Genomic DNA, 26,491 nt, shown 5'->3' with positions numbered 1-26,491 from the left:
GCTCCTGACGGACCGGCCTCCGACGTGGGCCGGAACACGAGTCGGAGAACACGCGCTGTGGACGGCACCGGAGCTGTCCGGGTCCGTCCTGCACAGGGTGTGCATCACCATCACTCCTGGTCAGAAGAGGATTTGTGGAACCCTGTGCATAACTTTCCACAGGGTTCTCCCCAACCTGTGCACAGCCGTCCACGGCGTTTTCCACCGGTTGTCCACAGGGTGGAAAACCCCGCCGGCTGATAAGGTCTTCCGTCCTTCCCGAGCTGGTCCGGCCATTGGTCCGGCACCCGGTCCGGGAGCCGCCCTCCGCGGCCGGCGGGCTAGGCTCGGGGCACCCGGCCGGTCCAGTGGCCGGTTCCCTGCGGGAGAGGAGCGGCGGATGTCCCCACGCACGCGCGTGGCCCTGGCGCTGGGCAGCGGCGGCGCCCGCGGCTACGCCCACATCGGCGTGATCGAGGTGCTCGAGGAGCGCGGCTACGACATCGTGACCGTGGCGGGGAACTCGATGGGGGCGCTCGTGGGCGGCCTCCACGCCGCCGGGCAGATGGAGGCGTACGCGCAGTGGGTGCGGGGTCTGAGCCAGCGGGACGTGCTGCGGCTTCTGGACCCGTCCCCCTCGGCGCCCGGGGTGATCCGCGCGGAGAAGATCATGGCGAAGGTGCGCGAGCTGCTCGCCGGCCGGCTCATCGAGGACCTGCCCATCCCCTTCACGGCGGTGGCCACGGACCTGCTCGCCCGCAAGGAGGTCTGGTTCCAGGAGGGCCCGGTGGACGTGGCCGTCCGCGCCTCGATCGCCCTGCCGAGCATCATCACGCCCGTCATGCTCAACGGCCGGCTGCTCGCCGACGGGGGGATCATGAACCCCGTGCCCATCGCCGCGACCGTCGCCACCCGCGCGGACGTGACGGTGGCCGTCTCCCTGTCCGGGGGGCAGCAGTCCGGGGAGGGCAGGGTCCCGGCCCACGAGACGTCCGCCGTGCGGCCGTCCGAGGAGTGGGCGGAGCGGTTCCGGCGCAGCGCCTCCCACGTCCTGGACCGCGAGCTGACGCGCAGCGTCCTGGACCGCGAGCTGACGCGCAGCGTCCTGGAGCGCTTCGCGGAGACGCGCGGCCGCAGCACCCCGTCCCGGTTCCTGCGCCCCGCCGGGTCGGCCCCGGTGGACGCCGCCGAGGCTCTCGTCGAGGGCGCCGTCCAGGACGTCGGCCAGGACGCGCTGGTGGACGCCGCCGAGGAGGCCGCGGAGGAGCTCGCCCAGGTCGGCTTCGGCGCCCTGCCGGCGGGGCTGCGCACGCTCGACGTCATGCAGCTCTCCCTCGAAGTGCTGCAGTCGATGGTGCTGCGCTACCGGCTGGCCGGCTACCCGCCCGACCTGCTCATCACCGTGCCGAAGAGCGCCGGGCGGCTGCTGGACTTCCACCGCGCCGGGGAGCTCATCGAGCTCGGCCGGCGGATGACCGAGGAGGCCATCGCCCGCGCCGACGAGTTCCCGCCGGCGCGGCCGCGGTCCTAGTCCGCCTGGACGATCTCGTCCAGGTTCGCCTCGGTGTCGATCACGTCGTACTTGAGCATCAGCTCGGCGAGCGTCTCGAGCTCGTCGCGGTCCACCTCCGCGTCGAACTCCTCCAGCCGCAGGTCGGTGGCGACCTCCTCCGGCATGTTGAGGAAGCTCACGATGGTCTCGCGCACCCGGTCGGGGTTCTCCTGGGCGAACTGGAGCGCCTCGTCGATCGCGGCGTTGTAGTCCTCGAGGACCTCCGGGTTCTCCTCGGTGAACGCCGTGCTGCTGAAGGTGACCATGGTGTCCAGGCCCGGGACGGTGTCCTGGTAGTTGTAGCCGACCAGGGCGGTCTGCTCGCCGTTGATCAGCTGGGTCAGGAACGGCTCCGGGACCCAGGCGGCGTCGATCTCCCCGCGCTCCAGCTGGGCCGGCATGTCCTGGAAGGGCATCTCCACGAAGTTCACGGCGTCGGGATCGCCGCCGGCCTTGCTCACGGCCTCCTTGATGGTGAGGTCGCCCTGGCCGTTGATCGTGTTCACCGCGACCCGCTTGCCGGCCAGGTCGGCCCAGGACGCGATGCCGGCGTCCTGGTTGGCGGCCACGCCGGTGATGTCCTCGCCCTCGGCCATGGAGCTGCTGTAGCCGCTGAGGATCTTCATGTCGAGGCCCTGGTCCTTGGCGAGGATGACCGAGAGCGGGTTGCCCACGCCGATGTCCATGGAGCCGCCCGAGACTGCCGGGAGCATGGCGGCGCCGCCCTGGGCGGTCTCGATCGTGACGTCCAGGCCGTGCTTCTCGAAGATGCCCTCGTCGAGGGCGAGCTGCACGGGCGCGGAGGGTGCGATCGGGATGACGCCGATGGTGAGCGGCTGCAGCTCCTCGCCGCCCCCGCCGCCGCCGGTGCTCCCCCCGCCGCCGCAGGCGGTCAGGGCGAACGTCAGGACGGTTCCGACGGCGGCTGCTCTGGCGAACGGGTGCTTCATGGGGGTCCTCTTCCTCGGGTCGGTCCTGCCGGCGCCCGGCACCGGCGAATCCGCTGTGAGATGCATCACGCACATCGGTGACCTCACCGTAGAGGGCGACCGTTGGATTCGTCAACGGTTGTAGCTCTGAATCGTTGCGCTGTCCCCCGAAAAGCACCACGGCGGCTCACTGGTCGCGCAGCAGCGCCTCCACGGTGCGGGCGAGGTCCAGCAGCACGGCGTCCGCACCCGGCCCCGCCGCGAGCTCCAGGCCCACCGGCAGGCCCTCCGCGGTGCGCCCGGCGGGGAGGCTGATCCCGGGCGTGCCGATGATGCCGGCGAGGTCGGAGTGGCGGGTGAAGGTGTCGAAGGTGGGCACGCGCCGGCCGTTGAGCTCGACGGTCTCGTCGTCGCCGATCGGCCGGGCCGTCAGCGGGCACGTCGGCTGCACCAGGGCCGTCACCCCCTGGGCCTGCATCGCCCCGGTGTACAGCCGCAGGGCGAGCCGGCGCTCCTCCTGGGCCGCGCGGTAGTCGTCGTCGGCGGCGCGGAACACCTGCGCCAGCTCCCAGATCCGCCGCACGTCCGGGCTGCCGATCCCGTCCCGCACCTCGTCGAGGGAGCGCCCCGTGCCGCGCGCCTCCAGATAGGCCTGGAGATCGGGCAGGAACTCGTGGAGGGCGATCGTCATGCCGGCCGCGGCGGCCAGCTCCCGGGCGGGGCGGACGTCGACCGGCACGAGCTCCGCGCCGGCCGCCTCCAGCGCTCGCAGGCCCGCGCCGAAGACCGTGTCCACGCCCGGTTCCAGGTCCTCGAGGAACAGCTCGGGCACGCCGAGCCGGACGCCGTGGAGCGGGCCGGGGCCCTCATTGTCGAACTCCAGGTGCCGCGCGCCGGGCGCGCCGAGCGGGTGCTCACCCGCGAGCAGGGCGTCCAGCAGCACGATGTCGTCCACGGTCCGGGCCATGGGGCCGATCGTGTCCCGAGAGTGGGCGATCGGCAGGACGCCCGACGACGGGTAGCGGCCCAGTGTGGGCCGGAAGCCCACGATCCCGCACAGGGCGGCGGGGATGCGGGCCGAGCCCCCGGTGTCCGCGGCGACCGCGGCCGGGACCAGGCCCACCGCCACGGCCACCGCCGAGCCCCCGCTGCTGCCGCCGGGGCTCAGCGCCGGGTCGGCAGGGTGGCGCACCGGCCCGTACGCGCCGTTGTTGGAGGTGATGCCGAAGGACAGCTCGTGCAGGTTGGTCTTGAGGGCGAACAGGGCCCCGGCCTCGCGCAGGCGGGCCACCGCGGGGGCGTCCCGCGCCACCACGTCGTGCTCCAGCGACCGGGTCCCGCCGGTGGTGGGGAATCCCGCGACGTCCACGATGTCCTTGACCGCCAGCGGGATCCCCGTCAGCGGGCCCCGCGTCTCCCGGCGGTCCAGCGCGTGGGCGAAGGCCCGGGCCAGCTCCGGGTCCGCGCTGATCACCGCGCCCAGCCGCTGCGCCGTGGGCAGGCGCTCCAGCAGGGCGTCGAGGTGCTCCACGTGGCTGATCCGGCCCGCGGCCAGCTCCGCCCGGGTGGTCCTGATGTCCCACGAACAGGGGCCGCTGAGGTCTGTGGTGAGCGTCATGATCCATGGTGTCCACGGACGGGCCCGGGCGGCAAGCGGTGTCCGCGGTCGGTGCGAGAATGGAGGGGCTGCCCGGAAGATCGGGGCGGCGTCGTCGTGTGCGCGCTCCGCTGTCCGCGGGGTGCGCGGGGAGAGGTGGACCAGGTGTCGATGGTGTCGGAGCGCTCGTCCGGGAGCGACCGGGAGTACGGCCGGACCCCGCCGCAGGACAACGTCGCGGAGCAGTCCGTGCTCGGCGGGATGATGCTGTCCAAGGACGCGATCGCGGACGTGGTGGAGGTCCTGCGCGGCGTCGACTTCTACAAGCCCGCCCACGAGTCCATCTACGAGGCCGTGATCTCCCTGTACGGGCGCGGCGAGCCGGCGGACGCCATCACCGTGGCGGACGAGCTGACCAAGCGCGGCGAGATCGAGCGCGTCGGCGGTCCCGCGTACCTGCACACCCTCATCTCCTCCGTGCCCACCGCGGCCAACGCGGGCTTCTACGCCGAGATCGTGCGCGAGCGCGGCGTGCTGCGCCGGCTCGTGGAGGCCGGCACCAAGATCGTGCAGCTCGGCTACAGCTCCGACGGCGAGGTCGACGACATCGTCAACGCCGCCCAGGCCGAGATCTACCAGGTGGCCGAGCGCCGCTCCTCCGAGGACTACACGGTGCTCAAGGAGGTCATCGAGTCCACGGTCGACGAGATCGAGGCCGCCGGCTCCCGCGGCGAGGGCATGCGCGGCGTGCCCACCGGCTTCATCGAGCTCGACGAGCTGACCCAGGGCTTCCAGGGCGGTCAGATGATCGTCATCGCGGCCAGACCGGCCATGGGCAAATCCACCCTGGCCCTCGACGTCGCGCGGTCCGCGGCGATCAAGCACAACCAGACCACAGTGATCTTCTCCCTCGAGATGAGCCGCAACGAGATCGCCATGCGCCTGCTCTCCGCCGAGGCCACGCTGAACATGCAGGACCTGCGCAAGGGCCGGCTGCAGGACGAGCAGTGGGCCAAGATCGCTACCACGATGGGCAAGATGGACTCCGCTCCGCTGTTCATCGACGACTCCCCGAACATGTCCCTCATGGAGATCCGGGCGAAGTGTCGCCGGCTCAAGCAGAAGCACGATCTCAAGCTCGTGGTGCTCGACTACCTCCAGCTCATGAGCTCCGGCAAGAAGGTCGAGTCCCGCCAGCAGGAGGTCTCGGAGTTCTCCCGTGCCCTGAAGCTGCTGGCCAAGGAGCTCGAGGTCCCGGTCATCGCGCTGTCGCAGCTGAACCGTGGCTCCGAGCAGCGTCAGGACAAGAAGCCGATGGTGTCTGACCTCCGCGAGTCGGGCTGTCTCACTGCGGACACTCGGATTCTCCGTTCCGACACCGGAGCCGAGGTCACCATGGGCGAGCTGTTCGAGTCCGGGGCCAAGGATGTCCCTGTGTGGTCGCTGGGCGATGACATGCGCTACGTCGAACGCACGCTCACCCACGTTTTCTCGACAGGGGTCAAGCCGGTCCGCCGGCTCACGCTGGCGTCGGGGAAGACGGTCCGGGCGACCGCGAACCACCCGTTCTTCACGTACCAGGGGTGGAAACCCTTGGGCGAGCTGTCCGTGGGGGATCGGCTGGGCGTGCCTCGGCACACTGACGGACCGACGCAGCGCACGGAGTGGGACGACGCGCAGGTCGACGTCGCCGCCCGGGTGCTCGCGGCCGGCCGTGCTCCGCTGCCCGACGCCGTATTCGCGCTGCCCAAGGCGCACATCCGGCGCTTCGTCCAGACCTACTGGGCGGAGCGCGGGCACATCGGCCACGATGGACCGGAGGCGAAGGTCGCCGCGTCGTTCGACGACGCTGCCTCGGCGGACCGGTTCAGCCGGCTCCTGCTGCGGTTCGGCATCTCCACCACATGGTCGCCGGACCGGTCCGAGCTGGTCGTGTCCGCCGCGGACGACCAGGTGCGTTTCCTCCGGGAGATCGGCCGGACCAGCGCGTTCGTCGACGCCGCGGGAGACCTTCTGGGGTTCCTCGACGAGCCGTCGGGTGCCGGCTCCGACGCCGAGCTCTGGCAGAGCGTGGGCGACGTCCTAGCCGATCCCGTTCCCGTGGGAACGCTGGTGCGCGAGGGGGTCGACGAACTCCGCCTACCCGGGCCCGCCCCGAAGTTGGCCCGGGTGTCAGCCCTGCTCGACGACGCCGACATGGACCTCACCGCCGTGAACGACCTGATGTGGGATTCCGTGGTGTCCATCGAGCACGAGGGCGAGGAAGAGGTCTTCGACGCAACTGTGCTCGGCAACCACAACTTCGTTGCCAACGGCATCGCGGTGCACAACTCCATCGAGCAGGACGCGGACATGGTGATCCTGCTGCACCGCGACGACGTCTACGACAAGGAGTCGCCGCGTGCCGGTGAGGCCGACGTGATCGTGGCCAAGCACCGCAACGGTCCCACCAAGACGATCGTGGTGGCGTTCCAGGGCCACTATTCCCGGTTCGCGAACATGGCGCACGAGGGGCTCTGACCCGCACACAGGCCGAGGAGTGCTCCCGGCTGCTCGCCTCGGGTGTCCCGCGGAGCGGCACGGCCGTGCCGCCGGATCGGTCCCAACGATTGCCTAACGAACGTTGTCGGGGTTGCCGGCCGGGGGGACCATGGTGGTGTCAAATCTCGGAGACGAGGAGCCTGCCATGACCGCACCGACCGCAGACGCGACGGACCCGGGGAAGGATCCCGGGGGGCTCAGCAGGCGGGTGCTCGACGAACAGATCGCCGCGATCAACGCTCACAACGTTGCCCGCTTCGTCTCCTTCTACGCCGAGGACGCCGTGGTCGTCGACCCGCAGTACCCCGAGCCCCTGCGGGGTCGGGCCGCGATCGAGCGGGACATCGCTGACTTCCTCCGGGCCTTCCCGGACCTGGGCATGGAGGTCACGAGCACGGTCGTCGACGGCCCGGTGACCGCGGTCGAGGCGACCATGACCGGCACGCACGACGGAACGCTGGCGCTGCCCACCGGGGACGTCCCCGCGACCGGGCGCCGGCTGCGATTCCCCATGGCCTTCTTCGATCGGCTGGACGAGGAGGGCCTGATCGTGGAGGAGCGGCGCTACTACGATCTCGCGACCCAGCAGGAACAGCTCGGCCTGAGCTGACCACGCGGACACGGGAGGTGCCCATGCCGAGCATCCACGTCGAGCACTGGGGTGCCGGTCCGCCCGTGCTGCTGGTCCACGGCAGCGTCACCGGCGGGGCGATGACCTGGGACGCCCAGCGCCCCCTGGCCCAGCACTGGCACCTGGTCGTGGTGGACCGGCGCGGCTACTTCCCCAACCCGCCGGTCGAGGTCGAGGACTTCGAGGTCGACGCCGGGGACGTCGCCGAACTGCTCACCGAGCCCATGCACCTGGTCGGGCACTCCTACGGCGGCGTCGTTGCCCTGCTGGCGGCCGCCCAGCGCCCCGGGATGGTCCGGTCCCTGACCGTCAACGAACCGCCGGCCTTCGGCCTGCTGCCCGACGACCCGATCGTGCGCGACTACGCCCGGGGGCTGCGGGAGCTGTGGGACCAGGGCCCGGCCGATCCCACCGCGTTCCTGCACGCGTTCATCGGCTATGTCGGCAGCGCCGTCACCCCGCCGGACCCGCTGCCGCCCGCGCTGCTGCAGAACGCGCAGCTCCTCCGGCACGAACGCCTCACCGACGAGGCCCGGATCCCGCTGGGCGCCCTGCGGGAGGCGCCCTTTCCGAAGCTGGTCGTCTCCGGCAGTCACAGCCCGGTCTTCGACGCCGTCTGCGATGTCCTCGAGCGCGAGCTCGAGGCCCAGCGGGCCGTCGTGCCCGGTGCCGGCCACAGCGTCCAGCGCACCGGGGCGCCCTACAACGAGGTGCTCCACCGCTTCCTGGCCGCAACGCGCTGACGCGAGAAGCAGACATCCCGGAGGCCGGCTCCTCGTCGCCGTCCCGGGCGAACTGGGCGGTGTGGGGGCGGGTCGTCGAAGTGTCGGGTCACAATGGTGCGAGCCCTCCGGCAGATCTGGAGAATGGTTCTTTGGAGCAGAGCCCCCGTGGGGTGGGCCCTGGGCGGGAGGCGGTGCTGACTCATGGGTGAGGTGTTCCGCCACGAGCTCACGATCCTGGATCCCGAGGTGCTGCCCGCGCTCGGCGAGCGGACCGGCATGCGCTTCGGCTACAGCTCCACCGATCCGGCGTTTTCCTACCGGTTGTCGAGGGCCGGGGACGGCCAGGTCGCCATGTCGGCGGTGCACGTGGGCGGAACGATGTCCCTGTGGGGGGACACCGAGGTCTTCACGGTGGCCCACGTGCGAGGGGTCCGGTACGACTGGCAGATCCGCGCGGAGATCGGCGACGCGGCTGCGGGCTCATCGGTGTTGTTCCGCCCTGAGCACCCGTCCCTGGTGGTGGCGCAGGACGTCGACGTGACCATGGCGCACCTGCCGGTGGGCCTGGTGCAGGCCACGGCCGACACCGTCTACGGCCAGGGGACCCCGGTGGATTTCAGCTCGTCCGCCCCGGTCAGCGCCCGGCTCGGTGAGTACTGGTCGGACCTGGTGCGCCGTGGTGCCGACATGCTGGGGTCGACGGTCTTCGAGGAGCCCATGGTGCGCGCCGACCTGACCCGTCACCTGGCCGTGGGTCTGCTGGAGTGCTTCCCGTTGCTCGGGGACCGGGAGGAGCGGTACTTGTCCATGGAGGCCCAGTCCCGCCGCTACCGGATCGCGGCGCAGTTCTTCGACGACCACGCCTCGGACCCGATCACCGTGGAGGACGCCGCCCGCGCCGCCCGGACGACCACGAAGGCCCTGGTACGGGCGTTCCGGGCCAATCATCCCCTGGGCCTGACCCCGGCCCAGTACCTGCGCCGGACGCGGATGGACGCCGCCCACCGGGACCTGCAGGACGGCGACCCGGCTCGCGGGGACACCGTGAAGGGGATCGCCGCCCGGTGGGGCTTCACCCATGCGGGACGCTTCGCGCAGTACTACCGGCAGGTCTACGGGACGACGCCGAGCCGCACCCTGGACCGCTGAGGGCCGCCGTCGGAACGGTGGGCCCGCGCCCGGCCACCATCGGCGAGGTGATTCGCCAGTGCGAGCACTGCACGAGAGACGTCGGCTGCGGCTCGTTCGCCCTCAGCGACCGTCGAGGCACTCGTGGAGCACCTCCACCTGCCGGGAGCCGACCACGCCGGCGACCTCATGGGCTGCTCAGGACGCAGGGGCGGAGGGGCGGTCGTCGCTCTTGAGGGTGGTCCCGACCGTCCACAGCTCCGGGTCGACCTCGTTGACCAGCACCCGGACGGAGGACAGCGGGGCGTCGAGGGTGCGTGAGACCGTCCTGGCGACCTCGCGCAGGCAGTCCTGGACCACGGCGCGGTCTCGACCCGCAACCATGTTGATGGTGACGATGGGCATGCTGTCTCCGTTCTGCAGACTCCCGAGAGCCGGCGGTGGTGGGTCGTGCTGGCGGCCGGAGCGGCCTCAGGCAGTGCGTGCGGCAGGGGGCCGGGCGGTGGACTGGCGCGGAATGAGAGTCGGGGTGACCACTCGGCGCGGCTCGCCGAGGCCGCCGGTGCGCTGCTGGGTGAGCAGCTCCACGGCGTTGGCGGCGATCTGGTCGAAGGGCACCCGCACGGTGGTCAGGGCCACGGGCAGGCGGGCCGAGACGGGGATGTCGTTGTAGCCGACCACCGACAGATCGCCGGGCACGGACAGTCCGGCGGCCTGGGCGGCGGCCAGCACGCCGATGGCGGTGTTGTCGTTGACGGCGAAGATCGCCGTGGGCCGGTGCGCGCCGGCCAGGACGGTCCGGGCGACGGTCTCCCCGGAGTCCATGCCGAAGGTCGACTCGTGGACGAGGTGGTCGACCTCGGTCAGGCCGGCCTCGGACATGGCGCGGCGGTAGCCGGCCTGCCGGGCTACGGCGGTGGAGGCGTAGGAGGGCCCGGCGACCAGGGCGATGTCCCGGTGGCCCAGATCCAGCAGATGGCGGGTGGCCAGGTACCCGCCGAGCTCGTCGTCGCCGGTGGCCGACGGGCTGATGTGATCGGTGCGCAGCGCCAGGACGTGCGGCACCCCCTGCGCCCGCAGCTGGGCGGCGACGGGGTCCTCCAGGCGGGCGGTGGTCAGGATCAGCCCGTCCACGCGCTGGCGCAGCAGGGTCTCCACGGTGGCCTTCTCGGCCTCGGGCCGGTCCTCGGTGGTGGCCACCATGGCGAAACCGGCCTGACGCGCACACGCCCGGGCGACCTCCTCGAAGAACACCGCCATCACCGTGTCCGACAGCCGCGGCACCAGGACCCCGACGGTGCCGGTGTGCTGGCGGCGCAACCCGGAGGCGTAGGCATCGGGGCGATAGCCCAGCTCGGCCGCGGCAGCCCGGACGCGTTCGGCCGAAGGGGACTTCGAGGGCGGGTGGCGGTCGTCGAGCACTCTCGAGACCGTGGAGATGCTCACCCCGGCGACCCGGGCGACGTCACGGATCGTCACGGTGCGCGAGCCCGCCTGCTCAGCCATGCCCGTCCTGGTCCATGGCTCGGACGATACCAAAGCCCGTGACGGGACAAGCCCTGAGACGGGTCCGATCGGTGGGGTCCCATGAGATGGGTCACAGAAAGTTCCGGCGGAGGTGTTGACAGGTGTCATGAGTCACATCATAGTTGAAAACGTTCCCGCAAACGTTCTCAACCCAGGAGGAACCTCCAATGTCTCTCGATCTCCGCGGTCTCGTTCCCGCCCCCGTCACCCCGTTCACCGCCGACATGGAGGTCGACCACGACGCCGTGGCGAACCTGACCCGCTGGCTCGCCTCCGTGCCGGGCGTGAAGGGCCTGGTCTGCCTCGGTCACGCCGGTGAGGGCACCTACCTCACCGCCGAGGAGCAGGTCGACGTCATCCGCACCATGGTCGACGCCGCCGGCGAGGTGCCGATCATCGCCGGCATCACCGGGGAGGGCGACAAGGTCGCCGGTCTCGAGGCGGCCCGGGCCGCCGAGGCCGGGGCCAAGGCCGGGCTGGTCTACCCCTCCCACGGCTGGTTGCGCTTCGGCTACCAGGACGGCGCCCCGCAGCAGCGCTACCGGATCATCCACGAGGAGTCCGACCTGCCGCTGATCCTCTTCCAGTACCCCGACGCCACCAAGGCCACCTACAACCTCAGGACCCAGCTCGAGATCGCCGCCCAGCCCGGGGTGTTCGCCACCAAGAACGGGGTGCGCAACATGCGCCGCTGGGACACCGAGATCCCCGTGCTGCGCAAGGAGAACCCGGAGCTGCAGATCCTCACCTGCCACGACGAGTACCTGCTGCACACCATGTTCGACGTCGACGGCGCCCTGGTCGGCTACGGCGGACTCGCCCCCGAGCCGCTGATCGAGCTGATCGCCGCGGGCAAGGCCAAGGACTACGCCGCCGCCCGGGCGCTGCACGACAAGCTGCTGCCGGTCACCAAGGCCGTCTACCACCGCGGTTCCCACATGGAGGGCACCGTGGCGCTGAAGATGGGCCTGGTCGAGCGCGGGGTGCTGCCCAACGCCGTGGTCCGCCCGCCGCTGCTGCCCCTGGCCGAAGGCGCGCGCGAGGAGATCTCCGCCGCCCTGACCTCCGCCGGGCTCATCGGTGACAACGCCCAGTACACGACGACCCGCGGCTTCCAGGCCACCAGCGTGGTGTGACTTCCCAACCAGGACGGTGGAGAACGACGATGACCAGCATGACTGCTCGATCCAAGAAGTCCGCGCACCCGGCCACTCACGAGGTGACCGACTCCGAGACCCCCGCACTCGGCACTGAACCCCCCGCCCGACCCACCCGCCGATCCCGGCTGCTGGGCGCGCTGGCCCTGATGGGCCCGGGGTTCATCGTCGGGGCCTGGCAGTTCGGCCCGGGCAACCTGACCTCGGCAGTCCAGGCCGGCAGCCTCCACGGCTACGACCTGATCTGGGTCATCGCCGTCTCCACCCTCCTGATGCTCGGCTTCACCGACATGAGCGTGCGGATCGCCCTGGCCTCCGACCGCTCCCTGATCCAGATGATCAAGATGCACCTCGGCAAGATCACCGGGGTGGCCGCCGGCATCGGGGTCTTCTTGATCACCCTGATGTTCTCCGTGGGCAACGCGGTGGGCTCCGGGCTGGGGATGTCCATGGTCTTCGGCGGCTCCCCGACCCTGTGGACCCTGGCCTGCACCGTGCTCGTGGGCGTGGTGGCCTGGGCACCGAACTACTACAAGCTCTTCGAACGGGGACTGCTGGCGATCATCGCCCTGATGGCCGCCGGGTTCCTCGCCTCGGCGCTGCTCACCCAGCCCGACTGGGTCGAGGTGTCCGACGGATTCATCCCGTCCCTGCCCCCCGGAGCCGGGATGCTGCTGGTGGCCCTGGTCGGCACCAACTTCTCGATCAACGCCGCCTTCTACACCGGCTACGCCTCGAGGGAACGGGGCCTGCGCCCCGAGCAGTACAAGGCCACCACCCTGGCCGACACCATCCCCGGCATCGTCGCCCCCGGCATCATGACCATCCTGGTCATCGTGGTCGCGGCCACCGCCCTGCAGGCCACCGGCGGCACCGCCGCCACCCTGGGGGACCTGTCCAAGGTCCTGGAGCCGTTGGCCGGGCCGATCGGCACGACCGTCTTCGGCCTCGGGTTCACCGGGGCGGCGTTCTCCTCGATGATCGCCAACGCCACCGCCGGAGGCACCCTCATCTCGGACACGCTGGGCTGGGGCAACAAACTGGACCGCCACCGGGTGAAGGCCATGATCTGCGTGGTCCTGGCCTTCGGCCTGGCCGTGACCCTGCTCGCCCAGGGCTCCCCGATCCAGCTGATCATCACCGCCCAGGCGCTGACCGTGATCGTCGCCCCGCTGCTGGGCGTCCTGCTGCTGATCATGGCCACCCGCCGCGACGTGATGGGCCGCTACGCGAACCGCTGGTGGCAGACCGCCCTGGGCCTGCTCGGCCTGGCCGCGATCCTGGCCACCTGCTACCGGCTCCTCACCACGCTGATCGGCTGAGCCACACCTCCAGCCCACACGGAACGCACAGGGCGGGAACCACACCTCCAGCCCACACGGAACGCACAGGGCGGGAACCACACCAGTGGTTCCCGCCCTCTGCCATCGGCCCTACCCGGCTGGGGATGATCGCCGTGCAAGGCCCCGGTGGATGCACGGTTGGCCGTGATGGCCTCGTTCCACCCGGGAAGATCCGACCAACCAGCCCCGAAGCGTAGGAAGGTGCAGACATGAGTGGTGTGGAGCTCGTCATCATCGCCGTGGTGATCGTCCTGGCGGCCTGCCTGCAGGGGGCGATCGGATTCGGACTGGGGATGCTGGCGGCCCCGGCGATCGCTCTGGTCGATCCCTCGCTGCTGCCGGGGTCCATCGTGCTGCTCGTAGCCGGCGTCACCGTGCTCGGGGTGCTCCGGGACCGCACGGCCATCGACCTGTCCGGGACAGGGTGGGCCCTGCTCGGACGGGTCCCCGGCACGGTGATCGGTGCTGCCCTGGTGGCCTTCCTGCCCGCCCGCGGGCTGGCGTTGACGCTGGCCGGTACGGTGCTGCTGGGTGTCCTGCTGAGCATCTGGGGTTGGCGCCCCGCGCCCCGTCCCGTCACCGTCGCCGTCGCCGGGGCGGCCTCCGGGGCGCTCGGGACCGCCACGGCCATCGGGGGCCCGCCCATGGCGCTGGTGTGGCAGGGCTCCTCCACCGCACAGCTGCGCGGCACCATGAGCGCCTTCTTCCTCGTGGGAGCCCTCATGTCCCTGGTCGGCCTCGCCGCGGTCGGAGCCCTGGATCAGCACATCCTGCAGTTCGCCGCGATCCTCACCCCGGCGATGATCCTGGGGTTCGCCCTGTCCGGGCTGGTCAACAGGCGCCTGGGCCGGCAACGAGTGCGCCGCGTGGCGCTGTCGGTCTCCACGCTGGGCGCGGCTCTCGTGCTGTGGAACTCCCTGTAGCGCCTGGAGCGCCCACTGCTCCGCCCCGGGGGCCTCGGTGACCGACATCGTGCCCGTGCTGCGCGCAACGGGCCGCCGGGCCGCGGACGGGCACCGACGCCGTCCGGCGCGAGGCGACGATCAGAGGACGGGGCGGGAGAAGACCTTCGTCAGCGGTCGCTCCCGAGAGCCGGGGCCTCGACGTCGAGCAGGACCAGGTCCCACCCGCCACCGCGGTGACCGAGCCGGGCGACCATGCTCCGGTCGTCGTTCCTCCACCGCAGGGCTCCACCGGCGGTGTCCACGCGGTACCCGCACTGATCGGCGATCCACACCGACTCCTCGACGGCGCGCGCGCGACTGGCCGACCAGCGTCCACGGTCGATCTCGGCCAGGGACGCCAGGGCCACGCCGGAGATCGCGACCAGGAGTCCCGACAGCGCCGGCAGGGCGGGAGTGGTGAAGGAGAGGGCCGCGCCGATCACCGCGACGAACATGATCGTCACCGGATGGTTCCACCACGCCGGGGCCGGGGTGCGCGGGGTGACCGCCACGTCGGCGAAGACCCGTACCGAGGGGGAGACGGTCCGGCACCGGCCGTACTCGTCCAAGAACTGCTTCACACTCAACGGGGCTCCTCCGGGCACGGGCTGATGGGGAAGGCGAACAGCGGGGAGAGCGGCGGCGAGCTCCCCGGGCGGAGCCGGGCCCGGCAGGGGACAGGATGCCCCAGCGCCGCGCCGCACCGACAGCATGCGGTGTCTCCAACGACCGGTCTACCACCACGGCGCCGAGTGACGCATCGACGAGCGCTGTCTCCTTGCTCACACCCCTGCCGGTGCCGCACGGGCGTGGGAGAGTGGGGGGCATGCGCGCAGTGGTGATCGATGCTGTCCGGGGCCGGCCGGAGGTCCGTGACGTCGCCGAGCCCACGGCACCGCCCGACGGGGTGGTCGTCCGGGTGGAGGCCACGGGCCTGTGCCGCAGCGACTGGCACGCCTGGGCGGGGCACGACGAGATCGCGCTGCCCCACGTCCCCGGGCACGAACTGGCCGGGGTGATCGTCGCGGTGGGGGCGGGCGTGCGCCGGTGGAGCACCGGGGACCGGGTGACCGTCCCCTTCGTCTGCGGCTGCGGCCGGTGCGAGTGGTGCCGTTCCGGCAACGCGCAGGTCTGCCCCGATCAGCAGCAGCCGGGATTCACCCACTGGGGGTCCTTCGCCGAGTACGTCGCCCTGCACGGGGCCGACACGAACCTCGTGGCCGTCCCCGAGCACGTCGACCTCGCCACCGCGGCCGCGCTGGGGTGCCGGTTCGCCACGGCGTACCGGGCCCTGGCCGACCGGGCGCGCCTCGCCGAGGGGGAGTGGGTCACCGTGGTCGGAGCCGGCGGGGTGGGGCTCAGCGCGGTGATGATCGCCCGGGCACTGGGCGGACGCGTGATCGCGGTCGACCGCAACCCGGAGGCGCTCGCCCTCGCCCGCGAGCTCGGCGCGGAGCACACGCTGCGCGCGGACGGGCGCGACGTCCCCGCGGCGGTCGCCGCCCTCACCGGCGGGGGTGGCCACGTCGCCGTCGACGCCGTGGGCAGCGAACAGACCTGCGCCGATGCGGTCCTCAGCCTGCGCCGGCGGGGCCGGCACGTCCAGATCGGCCTGCTGCCGCCGGTCGAGGGCCACCCGCGCGTGCCGATGGCGCGGGTCATCGGCTGGGAGCTGGACCTGCTCGGCAGCCACGGCATGGCCGCGGCCGACTATCCGGCCATGATGGCGCTCATCGAGCAGGGCGCACTGCAGCCCCAGAAGCTCATCGAGCGCACCATCGGACTCGACGAGGCGGCGGCGCTGCTGCCGGTGTTCGACACCGCGACGGTCGCCGGCATGACGATGATCGATCCCGCGCTGTAGATCCCCTCGGAGGCGGCGAGCGGACCGACCCCGGCGCCGGGGACCACCCGCCGCTGCCCGTCCCCGCATCCTGACAGCCGATTTTCGTCGATCGTGAAGAATCGGCAATGTTCTTCCGGAAAAGAGGGGTGCACCCCCTTCCGCCTCGGGCAGAGTGATCTGCACCACTCGGGGGACGCGAACTTCCCCGGTGCATCGTGTGAAGGGCGACCGCCGTTCACCCCGGTGTCCGCCGCTCCCATCCCGGTCGGCTCCACCGCCACCGTCCAGCTCCGCAACAACTCACCAGGTGCCCCCGAAAACGCTTCGGGCCTGAACTCCTCCCTCCGGCCGGCCCGCCGGCGCCGCGTGCGCCCGCCACCCGGCTCGGAGCGAGGACCTCATGATCGAACAGGAGATGACAGCATGAACCGACAGGCCGTTCATCTGAATGCGCACGAGGTGACTCCCGTAGGACTGTGGAGCCTCCGTGCCAAAGCGCCCACCGTGGCGACCGTGGTGTCGCTGAACTTCCCGGGCCTCACCCCGCAGACCCGGGACCTGATGCGCCGCCGCACCCGCACCGCGCTGCAGTGCCTGGTCAACACCGGCGCCCGGCCGATCCTGGTCGACTCCAGTGCCCGGGAGCTGCCCGACCCCGCCGTCGCCGCCTCCGCGGACGCGGTGCTGGTGCTCGGAGGAGGGGACGTCGACCCTGCCCTCTACGGGGCGGGCGGACCCGTGCCCAACGGGTACGGGGTCGACCGGCGCGCCGACCTCTACACCGTGGACCTCCTCGAGCAGAGCCTCGACCGCGACGCCCCGCTGCTGGCGATCGGACGGGGGGCCCAGCTGCTCAACCTGGCCTGCGGAGGAACTCTCGTCCCCGATCTCGGCACCGGCCACGGACACCGCGGTGCGCCGGGGGACCCTGTGTGCCCCGAGGAGGAGGTCGCCCTGGAGCCCGGGAGCAGGTTGGCCGCCGTCTTCGGCGCCCGGCGGCTCACCGTCCGGTCGGACCACCACCAGGCCCTGGGGGTCGTGGCCCCCGAGCTGCGCGTCACCGCCGTGGCCGAGGACGGCGTGGCCGAGGCGACGGAGCACCTGGACCGCACCTGGGCCGTCGGGGTGCAGTGGCACCCGGAGGACTCCCACGGCTCGGCCGCGGACCGGGGGCGGCTGTTCTCCGCGTTCGTGGAGCAGGCCGGGTCCGGGCGGCGCCGCGTCCCCAGGTCGCGCGTGCTGGCCGCGTGAGCCGGTCCGTCTCCGGTCCGCGCCGCGGAGCGCCACGCCGCGGCGCGGACCGGAGGGGCGGCGGCCGGACCCCGGGCGGGTGGGCCTGCTCGAGGGTGCGTCGGCGGCCGGCGGTCCTCACCGGGCGGCGGGCGGCGTGACGTCCTCCGCCAGGCCGGCCAGCCACGCGGCGCACAGCGCCGGCCAGGCCGCGGGCGCACCGGTGCCGCCGGCCAGCCCGAGTCCGTGCGGTCCGCGGGGAAAGACGTGGAGGGCGTGGGGCACTCCCCGGCGCGCCAGCGCCTGGGCCAGCAGGTAGGAGTGCTGCACCGGCACGGACGGGTCGTCGGCGGTGTGCCACACGAAGAAGGGCGGCGCGGCCCGGGTCACCAGCCGGTCGAGGGACGTGGCCGCCCGCGCCTCGGCGGAGGGCCCCGGGCCCAGGAGCTCCTCCTGCGACCCCCGGTGCGTGTCGAGCTGCATGGACACCACCGGGTAGCCGAGGACCACGGCGTCGACCCGCTCGGACCCCGAGGCCGGTGCGGTGAGCGCGGCGTGCCCGGCCAGGTGCCCGCCGGCGGAGAACCCCAGCAGGACGATCCGCCCGGCCCCGGCCGCCCTGACCCGGCGGACCTCGGCGCGCACCGCGTCCACGGGGGCGGGGTGCCTGGCGTGCACGGGATAGCGGAGGACGCCGGCGGAGAGGCCGAGGCCGCGGAGCCACTCGGCCACGGGCTCGCCCTCGTGGTCCGCGTGCCGGGCGTACCCGCCGCCGGGGAGGACGACGACGTGCGGAGCGGGCGACGGCGCGGGCGGTCGCGCCCCCGCCGGTCCGGCGGCAGGGTGAACGGGGTCCATGCGGGGTGCCTCCTGGTCGGTGCTTCCGGGTCAGTGTTTCCTGGCCGGGTGCTTCCTGAGCGGTGGTGGACGGGCCGGTGGTGGACGGTCCGGTGCCGGAGCGTCCCCGGCACCGGGCGCAACACCACCGGCTCCGCGGAACGGCAGGACATCGGTGCCCGTTCGTCCCCCGCGGGAGCATCCGGGCGTCCGAGGCCCTACTCTGTCATCATGCTGATCACCACCGCGGCTCCGCCCGCCCCTGTTGAGACCGCGCCGGAGGTCCTCCGATGAGCGGCGGTCTGATGGCCCTGCTGGACGACGTCGCCGCCATCGCCCGCGTCACCGCCGCCTCCGTGGACGACATCGGCGCGGCGGCGGGCCGGGCGAGCATGAAGGCCGCCGGCGTCGTCGTCGACGACACCGCCGTGACCCCGCAGTACGTCCAGGACGTCTCCCCGGCCCGTGAGCTGCCCATCATCTGGCGCATCACCAAGGGCTCGCTGCGCAACAAGCTCATCTTCATCCTCCCGGTCATCCTGCTGCTGAGCCAGTTCGCGCCGTGGCTGCTCACCCCGATCCTCATGCTCGGCGGCAGCTACCTGTGCTTCGAGGGGGCCGAGAAGATCTGGTCGAAGGTCTCGGGCCACGGGGCCAAGACCAAGACCCCCGTGGTCGAGAAGGGCAAGGACGCGGAGGACACGATGGTCGGGGGCGCGGTGCGCACCGACCTGATCCTCTCGGCCGAGATCATGGTCATCTCCCTCAACGAGGTGGCCGGCGAGCCCCTGCTCTCGCGGGCCGCCATCCTGGTGGTCGTGGCCATCGGCATCACCGTCCTGGTCTACGGGGTGGTGGCGCTGATCATCCGGATGGACGACTTCGGCCTGCACCTGGCCGGACGGTCCTCCCCGACCACGCAGAAGATCGGCCACGGCCTGGTGAAGGGCATGCCCGGGCTGCTCACGGTCATCTCGGTCGTGGGCACCGCCGCCATGATCTGGGTGGGCGGGCACATCGTCCTCGTCGGCCTCGACGACCTGGGCTGGCACGCCCCGTACGCGGCCGTCCACCACGTGGAGGTGCTCGTGCACGACGCCGTCCCCGGCGGTCTCGGCGCGGCGCTCGCCTGGCTCACGAACACCTTCTTCTCCGCCGTCCTGGGCCTGGCCTGGGGCGCCGTCCTGGTGCTGGTCTGGGAGCTGCTGCCCTTCGGCAAGGGCGAGCACGAGGCCGAGCACGCCGCCCACGAGGCGCAGGACGAGCACCACGGGAAGCACTCCTCGGCGGCGTCCTCCTCGGCGGCGTCCTCGGCGGAGGAGGGCGCGGGACCGTCCGGCCCGTCCGACCCCACCCCGCCGGCCGACGGGGGCTCCACCGCGGCCCGCTGACCCCAGTGGCCGGGCGCGCCGGGAGTCCGCTCAGAGGTCGTCGGGGTCCCCGGCGCGGGCGTTGAGGTACTCGTCCAGGACGGCGGAGCCCAGGTCCCCCGGGTCCGGCGCCACCACGCGCCCGTCGATCCGCTCGGCCATCCGCCGCAGGAACCGCTCCAGCCCCGGGTCGTCGCCGAGCCGGAAGAACGTCGCCTGGGCCCCCATGCGTCCCAGCCGGTCGAGCTCCTCGACCGTGGCGCGCAGGGTCTCCGGCTCCGTGGGCCAGGAGAACCAGCTCTCGCCGTCGGGCAGCAGGTGCGCCGTGGGCTCCCCGTCGGTGACCACGAGCAGGACAGGCTGCATCGAGGGGTGCTTGCGGAAGAACCGCGTGGCGAGCAGCAGCGCGTGGTGCAGGTTGGTGCCCTGCTCCCGCACCGGCGGCAGCCCCGTGAGCTCGTCGACCGGCAGGGCGCGGGCGTAGCGGCCGAACGCGACGATCTGCAGCTGGTCCCCCCGGAACCGGGTGGAGACGAGGTGGTGGAGCGCGAGCGCCGTGCGCTTCATGGGCACCCAGCGCCCCTCGGCGGCCATGGAGAACGAGGTGTCCACGAGGAGGACGACGGCGGCCTGTGTGCGCGCCTCGGTCTCGGCGACCTCGATGTCGCGGACGTCGAGGCGCAGCCCGCGCCGGACGTCGCCGCCCTCGGCGGCGGTGCGCCGGATCGCGTTGGTGATGGTGCGGGTGGTGTCCCACGACTCGGCGTCCCCGAACTGCCACTCCCGGGTGGCGCCGGAGGGCTCGCCGGCCGCACCGGCGAGGCGGGTGTCGCGCTGACCGGTCCGGGAGGACAGGTTCTGCGCGGCGTCCCGCATCAGCGCCTTCCCGATCCGGCGCACGGCGCGGGGCGAGAGCCGCAGGTCCCCGTCGGCGCCGCGCTGCAGGTAGCCGCTGTCCCGCATCGCCCGCTCCAGCTCGGTGAGGGTCCGGGCCGAGACCGCGGCGTCCTCGCCCAGCTGCCGTGCGAGCGCGTCGAGGTCCATGTCGTCCAGGTTGGCGCCCCGGTGGTGCTGCGCCAGCTGCTCGGCGAGGGAGTCGAGCTCGGCAATGTCCTGGAGCACGCCCGTCCCGTCGCCGAGGCCCAGGCCGTCCTGGCCCTCGAAGCCCTCCGACCCGCCCCAGTCCTCGCCGGGGCGCAGCCCCTGCAGGTTCGCGTCGAGCCGGCCGAGCTGGTCCATCAGCTCGGGGGAGCCGAACGCCTGGGCGGAGAGCTGCATCAGCTCCTGGCGCTGCTCGGGGGACATGGAGTTCAGCATCCGCTGGGCCGCCGCCGCGCGCTGGGCCAGGGCGTCGATCAGCTCGTCGACCGACTGCGGGTTCTCGGGGAAGTGCTCCCCATGCTTCGCCATGAAGTCCTGGAAGTCCTCCTCGGTGTCCTCGCCCCGCCCGTGCTTCTCGAGCAGCTCGTTGAGGTCCCGGAGCATCTCGGCCACGGCCTCCCGGTCGGCGTCCGTGGCGTTCTCCAGGGCCTGCTTCATCCCGGCGAAGCGCTGGTCGAGCAGCTCGCGGCCGAGGAGGTCCTTGATCTGCTCGTAGGCCTCCCGGGCGGACTGGGACTGCCAGTCGTAGGACGCGAGCTCGCTGACGGCGGCGGCCGTGGAGCTCGGCAGGCCGTCGAGCTGCATCTCCCGGAAGGAGCGGTCCATCGGGTCCATCCGGGCGTCCCGCAGGAACTGCTCGCGCTCCAGGCGCAGCGCCTTGTCCAGGAGCTTCTTCGCCTCCTCGAGCGTGCCGCCCAGTCCGTGGCGCTGCAGCAGCTCGCGCCGGCGCTGCTGCAGGCGCCGGGACAGGTCGTCCAGGCCGTCGCGGCCGCGGCCGCCCCGCCGGAGGAACTCGCGCAGCGCGTGCTCCGGCGAGTACCCGGCCATGACGTCCTCGGAGACGGCCTCGAGCGCCTCGGAGAGGTCCACCGGCGGAGCCAGCGGATCGGGTCCTCCGGTGTACCGGCCGTACCTCGAGGACCGGTGGTGTGCGGGCATGACGCCCCCTCTGTGTCTTCTCTGTGTCCCGGTGCGGAACCCGGTGCGGGTCCTGGTGCCGGCCGTGCGGTCAGCCGTAGACGGTGCCGGCCTCGTCGGCGTCCTTGGAGATCTTCTGGGCGAGGTAGAGCCCCTCCAGCGCCAGCTCGATCGCGCTGGCGCGCTGGCCCGGCGTGCTCGCGCCGAGGCGTGCGGCGATCTCGTCGTAGGCGGTCGCGGCCCCGTCGTCGCCGGAGGCCGTCAGCTCGGGGAGCCCGGCGAGGAAGTCCTGGGCGGAGACGTCGTCGCCGGTGGACACGGTCGTGCGGCCGTCGAAGGCCTCCACGACCGGCCCGAGGTCGAGACCGCGGAAGCGGCCGCGGACGGTCTCGGCGGTGGCCCGGCGGAGCAGGTGGTCGAGGATCGCGCGCTCGCGGCCCTCCTCGCCGGACTCGAACTCGATCTTCCCGGCCAGGACGTCGGTGGCCGTCTCCATGTCCACCATCCGGGCGACCGCCTCCGCCTCGCCGCGGATCGTGGCGCGGCGCAGCGCCGCGGCCGCGACCGTCTCCGCGCCCGCGATGGCGAAGCGCGCCGACACCCCCGAGCGCTGGTCCACCGCGGAGGACTCCCGCAGCAGGCGGGTGAACCGGGCCAGGGTCTCCAGGATCGTGTCCGGGACCTCGGCGATCAGCTCGGCCTCCTGGCGGATCACGGCGATCTCGTCCTCCAGCTCGAGCGGGTAGTGGGTGCGGATCTCGGCGCCGAACCGGTCCTTGAGCGGCGTGATGATCCGGCCGCGGTTCGTGTAGTCCTCGGGGTTGGCCGTGGCCACCACGAGCACGTCCAGCGGCAGCCGCAGGACGTAGCCGCGGATCTGGATGTCCCGCTCCTCCATCACGTTGAGCATGGCCACCTGGATGCGCTCGGCCAGGTCGGGCAGCTCGTTGATCGCCACGATCCCGCGGTGCGAGCGGGGCACGAGCCCGTAGTGGATGGTCTCCGGGTCCCCGAGCCGCCGGCCCTCGGCCACGCGCATCGGGTCCACGTCCCCGATGAGGTCCGCCACGGACGTGTCCGGGGTGGCGAGCTTCTCGACGTAGCGCTCCGACCGGTGCCGCCAGACCACGGGCAGCTCGTCGCCCTCGAGCAGGATCCGGCGCCGCGACGCCTCGGTCAGCGGCTCCAGGGGGTGCTCGTTGAGCTCCGACCCCTCGATGGCGGGGGACCACTCGTCGAGCAGGCCGGCGAGGGTGCGCAGCAGGCGGGTCTTGCCCTGGCCGCGCTCGCCCAGCAGCACCACGTCGTGGCCGGCGAGCAGGGCCCGCTCGAGCTGCGGCAGGACCGTGCGCCCGAGCCCGTGCAGGCCCGGCCAGGGGTCACCGCCCTCGGTCAGCGTGCGCAGGAGGTTCTCGCGGATCTCCTCGCGCAGCGTCCGGTGGGTCACGCCGGCGGCGCGGAGCTCGCCGAGCGTGCGGATGTCAGGGTGATCGGTGCGATCAGTCACAGCGCCAACCTAACCCCGGCGTCAAGAGGGCGCCCCCGGGCCGGGTCCGGCGTCCTCGCAGGCGGCGCCCGACGACGACGAGCGCGGGGGCCCCTGTGGCCCCGGGGCCCCCGCCAGTACGCTGGGGCATCATGGTCACTCGCAAGGCACCACGGAGCACCCTCGTCCTGCTCGTGCGGCACGGGGAGACCCCCACCACGGGCAAGGTCCTGCCGGGGCGAGCCCCCGGCCTGCACCTGTCCGAGCGCGGCCGGGCCCAGGCGGACCGGGTGGCGGAGCGGCTCGCGGGCGTGCGCGTCGACGCCGTGTACACCTCACCGCTCGAGCGCACGCGCGAGACCGCGGCGCCGACCGCGGCCCGGACCGGCCGGGAGGCCGTCGTGGAGCCGGGACTGCTCGAGTGCGACTTCGGGGAGTGGACGGGCGAGGAGCTCTCCCGCCTCACCCGGCTCAAGGCGTGGTCGACCGTCCAGCGGGCGCCCTCGACCTTCCGCTTCCCCGGCGGCGAGAGCTTCCCCGAGATGCAGGCGCGCACCGTGGGCGCCGTGGACCGGGTGCGCGCCACCCACGAGGGCGGGGTGGTGGTCTGCTTCTCGCACGCCGACCCCATCAAGGCGGCCCTCGCCCACGCCCTGGGCACGCACCTGGACCTCTTCCAGCGCATCGTGGTCAGCCCGTGCTCCGTCTCGGCGATCTCGTACCCGCCGGGGCAGGCGCCGGCCGTGCTCACCGTGAACTCCACGGACGAGCCGCTGGCCGGCCTGAGGGTGTCGTGAGCGGACGCTGATGGGCGAGCTCGTGCTCCTGGCGGAGGGCCGGATGGAGCTCCTCGGACTGATCCGGGAGAGCAGCAACTCGGCGCTGCTCGTCGAGGTCACGCTCGAGGAGGAGACGGCCTGGGGGATCTACAAGCCCCTCGAGGGCGAGCGGCCGCTGCTCGACTTCCGTCCCGGCCTGCACCGGCGGGAGCGCGCCGCGTACGTGCTGAGCGAGTTCCTGGGCTGGGGCATCGTCCCGCCCACCGTCCTGCGCCAGGACGGCCCGTTCGGCACGGGGTCCCTGCAGCGGTTCGTGGAGCACGACCCGCGGCAGCACTACTTCACCCTCTACGACGCCGCCCCCGACTCCCACGACGCCCTGCGCCGGATCGCGCTGTTCGACCTCGTGGCCAACAACGCCGACCGCAAGGGCGGCCACGTGCTGCGGGGCGCCGACGGCCGGATCTGGGGGATCGACCACGGTCTGTGCTTCGCGGCGGCGTTCAAGCTGCGGACCGTCGTCTGGGACTTCTCCGGCGAGCCCGTGCCCGAGGACCTGCTCCAGGACATCGCCCCGCTGGCCGACGACGTCCCCGCCGAACTCGCCGAACTCCTCGACGCCGCGGAGGTGGCCGCGCTGCGGCGGCGGGTGCGCCGGCTCCTCGACGAGGCGGTCCTGCCGGTCGACGTCACCGGCCGCCGGATCCCCTGGCCGCTGCTCTAACGGCGCAGGGTGGCGGCCGGGTTCTCGCCGTAGGCCTGCCGGTGGCGGCGCGCGAAGTCGCCGGGGTGGTTCATGCCCCAGCGCCGGGCGATGCCGCGCACGGTGTCGCCGCGGGCCGGGTCGCCCTGCACCAGGTCGTCGTGGGCGGCCACCAGCCGCAGCTCGCGCAGATAGGCCCCCGGCGTGGTCCCGGCGTGGGAGTGGAAGGCCCGGACGAGCTCCACGGTGCTCACCCCCGCGTGGCGGGCGACGTCCTCGACCGTGATCGGCGAGGACGCGGCGGCGTGCAGGAACTCGACCGCGTCCCGGTAGGCCGTCTGCTGCCCGGCGGCCGACGCGCGCCGGGCCACGGGCTCCCCGGCGAAGGCGAACGCCTCCAGGGTCGCCACCGACACCCGCCGCCGCAGATCCGCGCGCAGCAGGGGGAGGGAGGCGACCTCGGGGTCGGCCAGGATCTGCTGCACGAACGCGAAGGTGCTCCTCCAGTGCCTCTCCCGGGCGGGGGAGTGCGGGCGCGGGCTGTTGAAGGCGACCTCGAGGGTCTCGTCCCCGTGGACCGTCCGGGCGGTCTCCCGCAGCGTGGACCGGTCGATGGTGACCGAGTCGACCAGCAGCTGGTCCACCTCGCCGTAGTACTCCTGGCCCGGCTGCAGCAGGAACACCCCGAGCCCGCTGCCCGTCCGGCCGTCGATGCTCCAGTCGACGCCCCCGGCGCGGGGCACGACGACCGAGAACATGTCGTCGAGCACCATCCGGCCGGCGATGCTGCCGCGGAAGGTGAGCCGGCCCAGTTGGAGGTCGGCGTCGCCCAGCACGTCCTGGCGGTACAGGAAGGACGACTCGTCGGTGATCGTGCCCATGCGCGCACTGGTGTAGATCTGCTGCAGCGCCTCGTTAGCCACCTCCGGGTCGGTGGTCGCCGTGTGCAGGCGGATCGGCGTCCCCGGCGCCCGCTCCGTCTCCTGGGGCATCCCGGTCAGCTCCGCAGGGTGGTGGCGGGGGCCTGGCCGTGCCGGTCGCGGTAGGCGGCGGCGAAGCGGCCGCGGTGGCCGAAGCCCCAGCGCGCGGCCACCGCCTCCACGGTCGAGCCGGTCGTGGGGTCGGCGACCAGCAGCTCCCGGTGGACGGCGTCGAGCCGGGCGTCGCGCAGGTAGGCCATCGGGGTGGTGTCCAGCTCCCGGCGGAAGGCCGCCTGGAGACCGCGCACGCTCATCCTGGCGGCGGCGGCGATGTCGGCCGGTCCGACGTCCGCGGCCACGTGCTCCTCGATGAAGGCCACCGCCCGCCGGACTCCGGCCGGAGCCGGGCGGGTCTGCCCGGTGGCCGTCCCGCTGCGGTCCAGGAAGCTCCCGGGAAAGGTGTGCAGCAGGACGGTGGCGAGGGAGCGGGCGGCCTCGGAGCGGATCAGGGGGCTGCTCATCGCCCGGGAGTCGGGCAGGAGGTCGCGGGCGAAGTGGGAGACCGTCCCGCGCCAGTACTGGGTCATGGCCGGCGACACCGGGCGGGTCCCCGTGAACTCCAGCCGGAAGCCCTCGTTCCCCAGCAGCCGCCGGGCGTGGTCCTCCACCGCGGCGGGGTCCAGGGACACGGTGGTCGCCTCGAGGTCGTCCCACCAGCTGGTGAAGGTGCGCTGCGGGAACAGGAAGGGCCCGGTGCGGGGGAAGCGGTCGCCGGCGCTGGTGGCGCTCAGCACGCCCGCCGTCACGTGGCACACCCGCAGCACGCCGGCGCCGTCCGTGCGGCCGGTGCACGAGGAGCCCTTCAGCCGGACGCGCTCGTAGGCGACGAAGTCGATCCCGGTCGAGGCCAGGGTCATGTCGAAGCCGCCGTCCGGGGACCGGCGCACGCCCCGGATGGCGAAGACCTCGTCGAGCACCGCGATGCCCTCGGCCGGGTCGCGGGTGCTGAACACGGCCCGCTGCACCTGGGAGTCCATGGTCCGCAGGCTACGCCCGACCGCCGAGGGAGTCGACCGCGGACCGCCGGTCGGGCGGGTCCGCCGGGGCCCTTGCCCGCCACGCCCGCGCGGGCGTACCTTGGTGGCCATGTTCCTGTCCTGATGCCCCGGCCCGCGTCCGCGGCCGGCACCGTCGATCCGAGCCCAGGGGGCTCCGCGCATCCGGTGCCGCACTCGCCCGGCGGGCCCG

Annotated in this window: 23 protein-coding genes; 13 read left to right on the top strand and 10 right to left on the bottom strand. The window is 72.8% G+C overall.

From position 1 onward, the window contains the following. The first annotated feature begins 379 nt into the window (after positions 1 to 379). Entirely contained in the window at positions 380 to 1,510 is a 1,131-nt protein-coding gene (locus AC6CH6_RS08745; protein WP_498254845.1) for a patatin-like phospholipase family protein, read from the top strand. Here AC6CH6_RS08745 and AC6CH6_RS08740 read toward each other — a convergent pair. Beyond that, positions 1,507 to 2,481: an ABC transporter substrate-binding protein gene (locus AC6CH6_RS08740; RefSeq protein ID WP_498254844.1), complete on the bottom strand. Its 975-nt coding sequence runs from the start codon at positions 2,479 to 2,481 to the stop codon at positions 1,507 to 1,509. The genes AC6CH6_RS08745 and AC6CH6_RS08740 overlap by 4 nt on opposite strands. A gap of 166 nt (positions 2,482 to 2,647) precedes the next feature. Further along, positions 2,648 to 4,078, bottom strand: a complete 1,431-nt coding sequence (locus AC6CH6_RS08735) for an amidase family protein (RefSeq protein WP_498254843.1) — start codon at positions 4,076 to 4,078, stop codon at positions 2,648 to 2,650. 150 nt (positions 4,079 to 4,228) lie between these two features. On the opposite strand from AC6CH6_RS08735, the gene dnaB reads away from it, so the two are divergent. From dnaB to AC6CH6_RS08715, 4 genes are all read left to right on the top strand, one after another. Beyond that, positions 4,229 to 6,577 carry a replicative DNA helicase gene (dnaB, locus tag AC6CH6_RS08730; protein WP_498254964.1) on the top strand — a complete coding sequence of 783 codons (2,349 nt, stop codon included), beginning with the start codon at positions 4,229 to 4,231 and terminating at the stop codon, positions 6,575 to 6,577. Positions 6,578 to 6,743: 166 nt separating this feature from the next. After that, positions 6,744 to 7,208 (top strand): ester cyclase, encoded by a 465-nt coding sequence (locus tag AC6CH6_RS08725; protein ID WP_498254842.1) that lies wholly within the window; start codon positions 6,744 to 6,746, stop codon positions 7,206 to 7,208. 23 nt (positions 7,209 to 7,231) lie between these two features. Next, positions 7,232 to 7,972, top strand: a complete 741-nt coding sequence (locus AC6CH6_RS08720; protein ID WP_498254841.1) for an alpha/beta fold hydrolase — start codon at positions 7,232 to 7,234, stop codon at positions 7,970 to 7,972. A gap of 183 nt (positions 7,973 to 8,155) precedes the next feature. After that, positions 8,156 to 9,103: a helix-turn-helix transcriptional regulator gene (locus tag AC6CH6_RS08715; RefSeq protein ID WP_498254840.1), complete on the top strand. Its 948-nt coding sequence runs from the start codon at positions 8,156 to 8,158 to the stop codon at positions 9,101 to 9,103. Positions 9,104 to 9,280: 177 nt separating this feature from the next. On the opposite strand, the gene AC6CH6_RS08710 is transcribed toward AC6CH6_RS08715, so the two are convergent. Both AC6CH6_RS08710 and AC6CH6_RS08705 read right to left on the bottom strand, forming a co-directional pair. Next, the gene (locus tag AC6CH6_RS08710; RefSeq protein ID WP_498254839.1) at positions 9,281 to 9,487 is read right to left on the bottom strand and encodes a tautomerase family protein; all 207 of its coding nucleotides are present in this window, start codon (positions 9,485 to 9,487) and stop codon (positions 9,281 to 9,283) included. 66 nt (positions 9,488 to 9,553) lie between these two features. Then, positions 9,554 to 10,588 carry a LacI family DNA-binding transcriptional regulator gene (locus tag AC6CH6_RS08705; protein WP_498254838.1) on the bottom strand — a complete coding sequence of 345 codons (1,035 nt, stop codon included), beginning with the start codon at positions 10,586 to 10,588 and terminating at the stop codon, positions 9,554 to 9,556. Between the two features lie 188 nt (positions 10,589 to 10,776). Here AC6CH6_RS08705 and AC6CH6_RS08700 point away from each other — a divergent pair, with 188 nt between their 5' ends. From AC6CH6_RS08700 to AC6CH6_RS08690, 3 genes are all read left to right on the top strand, one after another. Continuing rightward, positions 10,777 to 11,745, top strand: coding sequence for a dihydrodipicolinate synthase family protein (locus tag AC6CH6_RS08700; RefSeq protein ID WP_133409655.1), 969 nt, complete (start codon positions 10,777 to 10,779; stop codon positions 11,743 to 11,745). 38 nt (positions 11,746 to 11,783) lie between these two features. Then, positions 11,784 to 13,088 (top strand): Nramp family divalent metal transporter, encoded by a 1,305-nt coding sequence (locus tag AC6CH6_RS08695; protein ID WP_240722444.1) that lies wholly within the window; start codon positions 11,784 to 11,786, stop codon positions 13,086 to 13,088. 230 nt (positions 13,089 to 13,318) lie between these two features. Next, positions 13,319 to 14,032 carry a sulfite exporter TauE/SafE family protein gene (locus AC6CH6_RS08690; protein ID WP_498254837.1) on the top strand — a complete coding sequence of 238 codons (714 nt, stop codon included), beginning with the start codon at positions 13,319 to 13,321 and terminating at the stop codon, positions 14,030 to 14,032. 149 nt (positions 14,033 to 14,181) lie between these two features. Here the strand turns inward: AC6CH6_RS08690 and AC6CH6_RS08685 are convergent, their stop codons facing one another. Beyond that, complete coding sequence (locus AC6CH6_RS08685) at positions 14,182 to 14,640, bottom strand: hypothetical protein (protein ID WP_498254836.1); 459 nt, start codon at positions 14,638 to 14,640, stop codon at positions 14,182 to 14,184. A 239-nt stretch (positions 14,641 to 14,879) separates the two neighbouring features. On the opposite strand from AC6CH6_RS08685, the gene AC6CH6_RS08680 reads away from it, so the two are divergent. Continuing rightward, complete coding sequence (locus AC6CH6_RS08680; protein ID WP_498254835.1) at positions 14,880 to 15,917, top strand: zinc-dependent alcohol dehydrogenase family protein; 1,038 nt, start codon at positions 14,880 to 14,882, stop codon at positions 15,915 to 15,917. A 486-nt stretch (positions 15,918 to 16,403) separates the two neighbouring features. Then, positions 16,404 to 17,150: a gamma-glutamyl-gamma-aminobutyrate hydrolase family protein gene (locus AC6CH6_RS08675; RefSeq protein WP_498254834.1), complete on the top strand. Its 747-nt coding sequence runs from the start codon at positions 16,404 to 16,406 to the stop codon at positions 17,148 to 17,150. A 117-nt stretch (positions 17,151 to 17,267) separates the two neighbouring features. On the opposite strand, the gene AC6CH6_RS08670 is transcribed toward AC6CH6_RS08675, so the two are convergent. After that, positions 17,268 to 17,987 (bottom strand): alpha/beta hydrolase, encoded by a 720-nt coding sequence (locus AC6CH6_RS08670; protein ID WP_498254833.1) that lies wholly within the window; start codon positions 17,985 to 17,987, stop codon positions 17,268 to 17,270. 269 nt (positions 17,988 to 18,256) lie between these two features. On the opposite strand from AC6CH6_RS08670, the gene AC6CH6_RS08665 reads away from it, so the two are divergent. Further along, positions 18,257 to 19,357, top strand: coding sequence for a DUF808 domain-containing protein (locus tag AC6CH6_RS08665; RefSeq protein WP_498254832.1), 1,101 nt, complete (start codon positions 18,257 to 18,259; stop codon positions 19,355 to 19,357). A 30-nt stretch (positions 19,358 to 19,387) separates the two neighbouring features. On the opposite strand, the gene AC6CH6_RS08660 is transcribed toward AC6CH6_RS08665, so the two are convergent. After that, the gene (locus tag AC6CH6_RS08660; RefSeq protein ID WP_498254831.1) at positions 19,388 to 21,376 is read right to left on the bottom strand and encodes a vWA domain-containing protein; all 1,989 of its coding nucleotides are present in this window, start codon (positions 21,374 to 21,376) and stop codon (positions 19,388 to 19,390) included. 70 nt (positions 21,377 to 21,446) lie between these two features. Then, positions 21,447 to 22,862 carry a magnesium chelatase ATPase subunit I gene (locus AC6CH6_RS08655; RefSeq protein WP_498254830.1) on the bottom strand — a complete coding sequence of 472 codons (1,416 nt, stop codon included), beginning with the start codon at positions 22,860 to 22,862 and terminating at the stop codon, positions 21,447 to 21,449. Between the two features lie 131 nt (positions 22,863 to 22,993). Here AC6CH6_RS08655 and AC6CH6_RS08650 point away from each other — a divergent pair, with 131 nt between their 5' ends. Together AC6CH6_RS08650 and AC6CH6_RS08645 are read left to right on the top strand one after the other, a co-directional pair. After that, positions 22,994 to 23,638, top strand: coding sequence for an MSMEG_4193 family putative phosphomutase (locus tag AC6CH6_RS08650; RefSeq protein ID WP_498254829.1), 645 nt, complete (start codon positions 22,994 to 22,996; stop codon positions 23,636 to 23,638). Between the two features lie 10 nt (positions 23,639 to 23,648). Further along, positions 23,649 to 24,344, top strand: coding sequence for an SCO1664 family protein (locus AC6CH6_RS08645; RefSeq protein ID WP_498254828.1), 696 nt, complete (start codon positions 23,649 to 23,651; stop codon positions 24,342 to 24,344). Here AC6CH6_RS08645 and AC6CH6_RS08640 read toward each other — a convergent pair. Together AC6CH6_RS08640 and AC6CH6_RS08635 are read right to left on the bottom strand one after the other, a co-directional pair. Further along, the gene (locus AC6CH6_RS08640; protein WP_498254827.1) at positions 24,341 to 25,315 is read right to left on the bottom strand and encodes a helix-turn-helix transcriptional regulator; all 975 of its coding nucleotides are present in this window, start codon (positions 25,313 to 25,315) and stop codon (positions 24,341 to 24,343) included. The two genes, AC6CH6_RS08645 and AC6CH6_RS08640, sit on opposite strands and share 4 nt — an antisense overlap. Before the next feature lie 5 nt (positions 25,316 to 25,320). Next, entirely contained in the window at positions 25,321 to 26,280 is a 960-nt protein-coding gene (locus AC6CH6_RS08635; protein ID WP_498254826.1) for an AraC family transcriptional regulator, read from the bottom strand. Between the last annotated feature and the right edge of the window lie 211 nt (positions 26,281 to 26,491).

This window comes from Kocuria sp. GQ42 (assembly GCF_059758435.1).
This window is presented reverse-complemented; position numbering and strand designations above follow the sequence as displayed.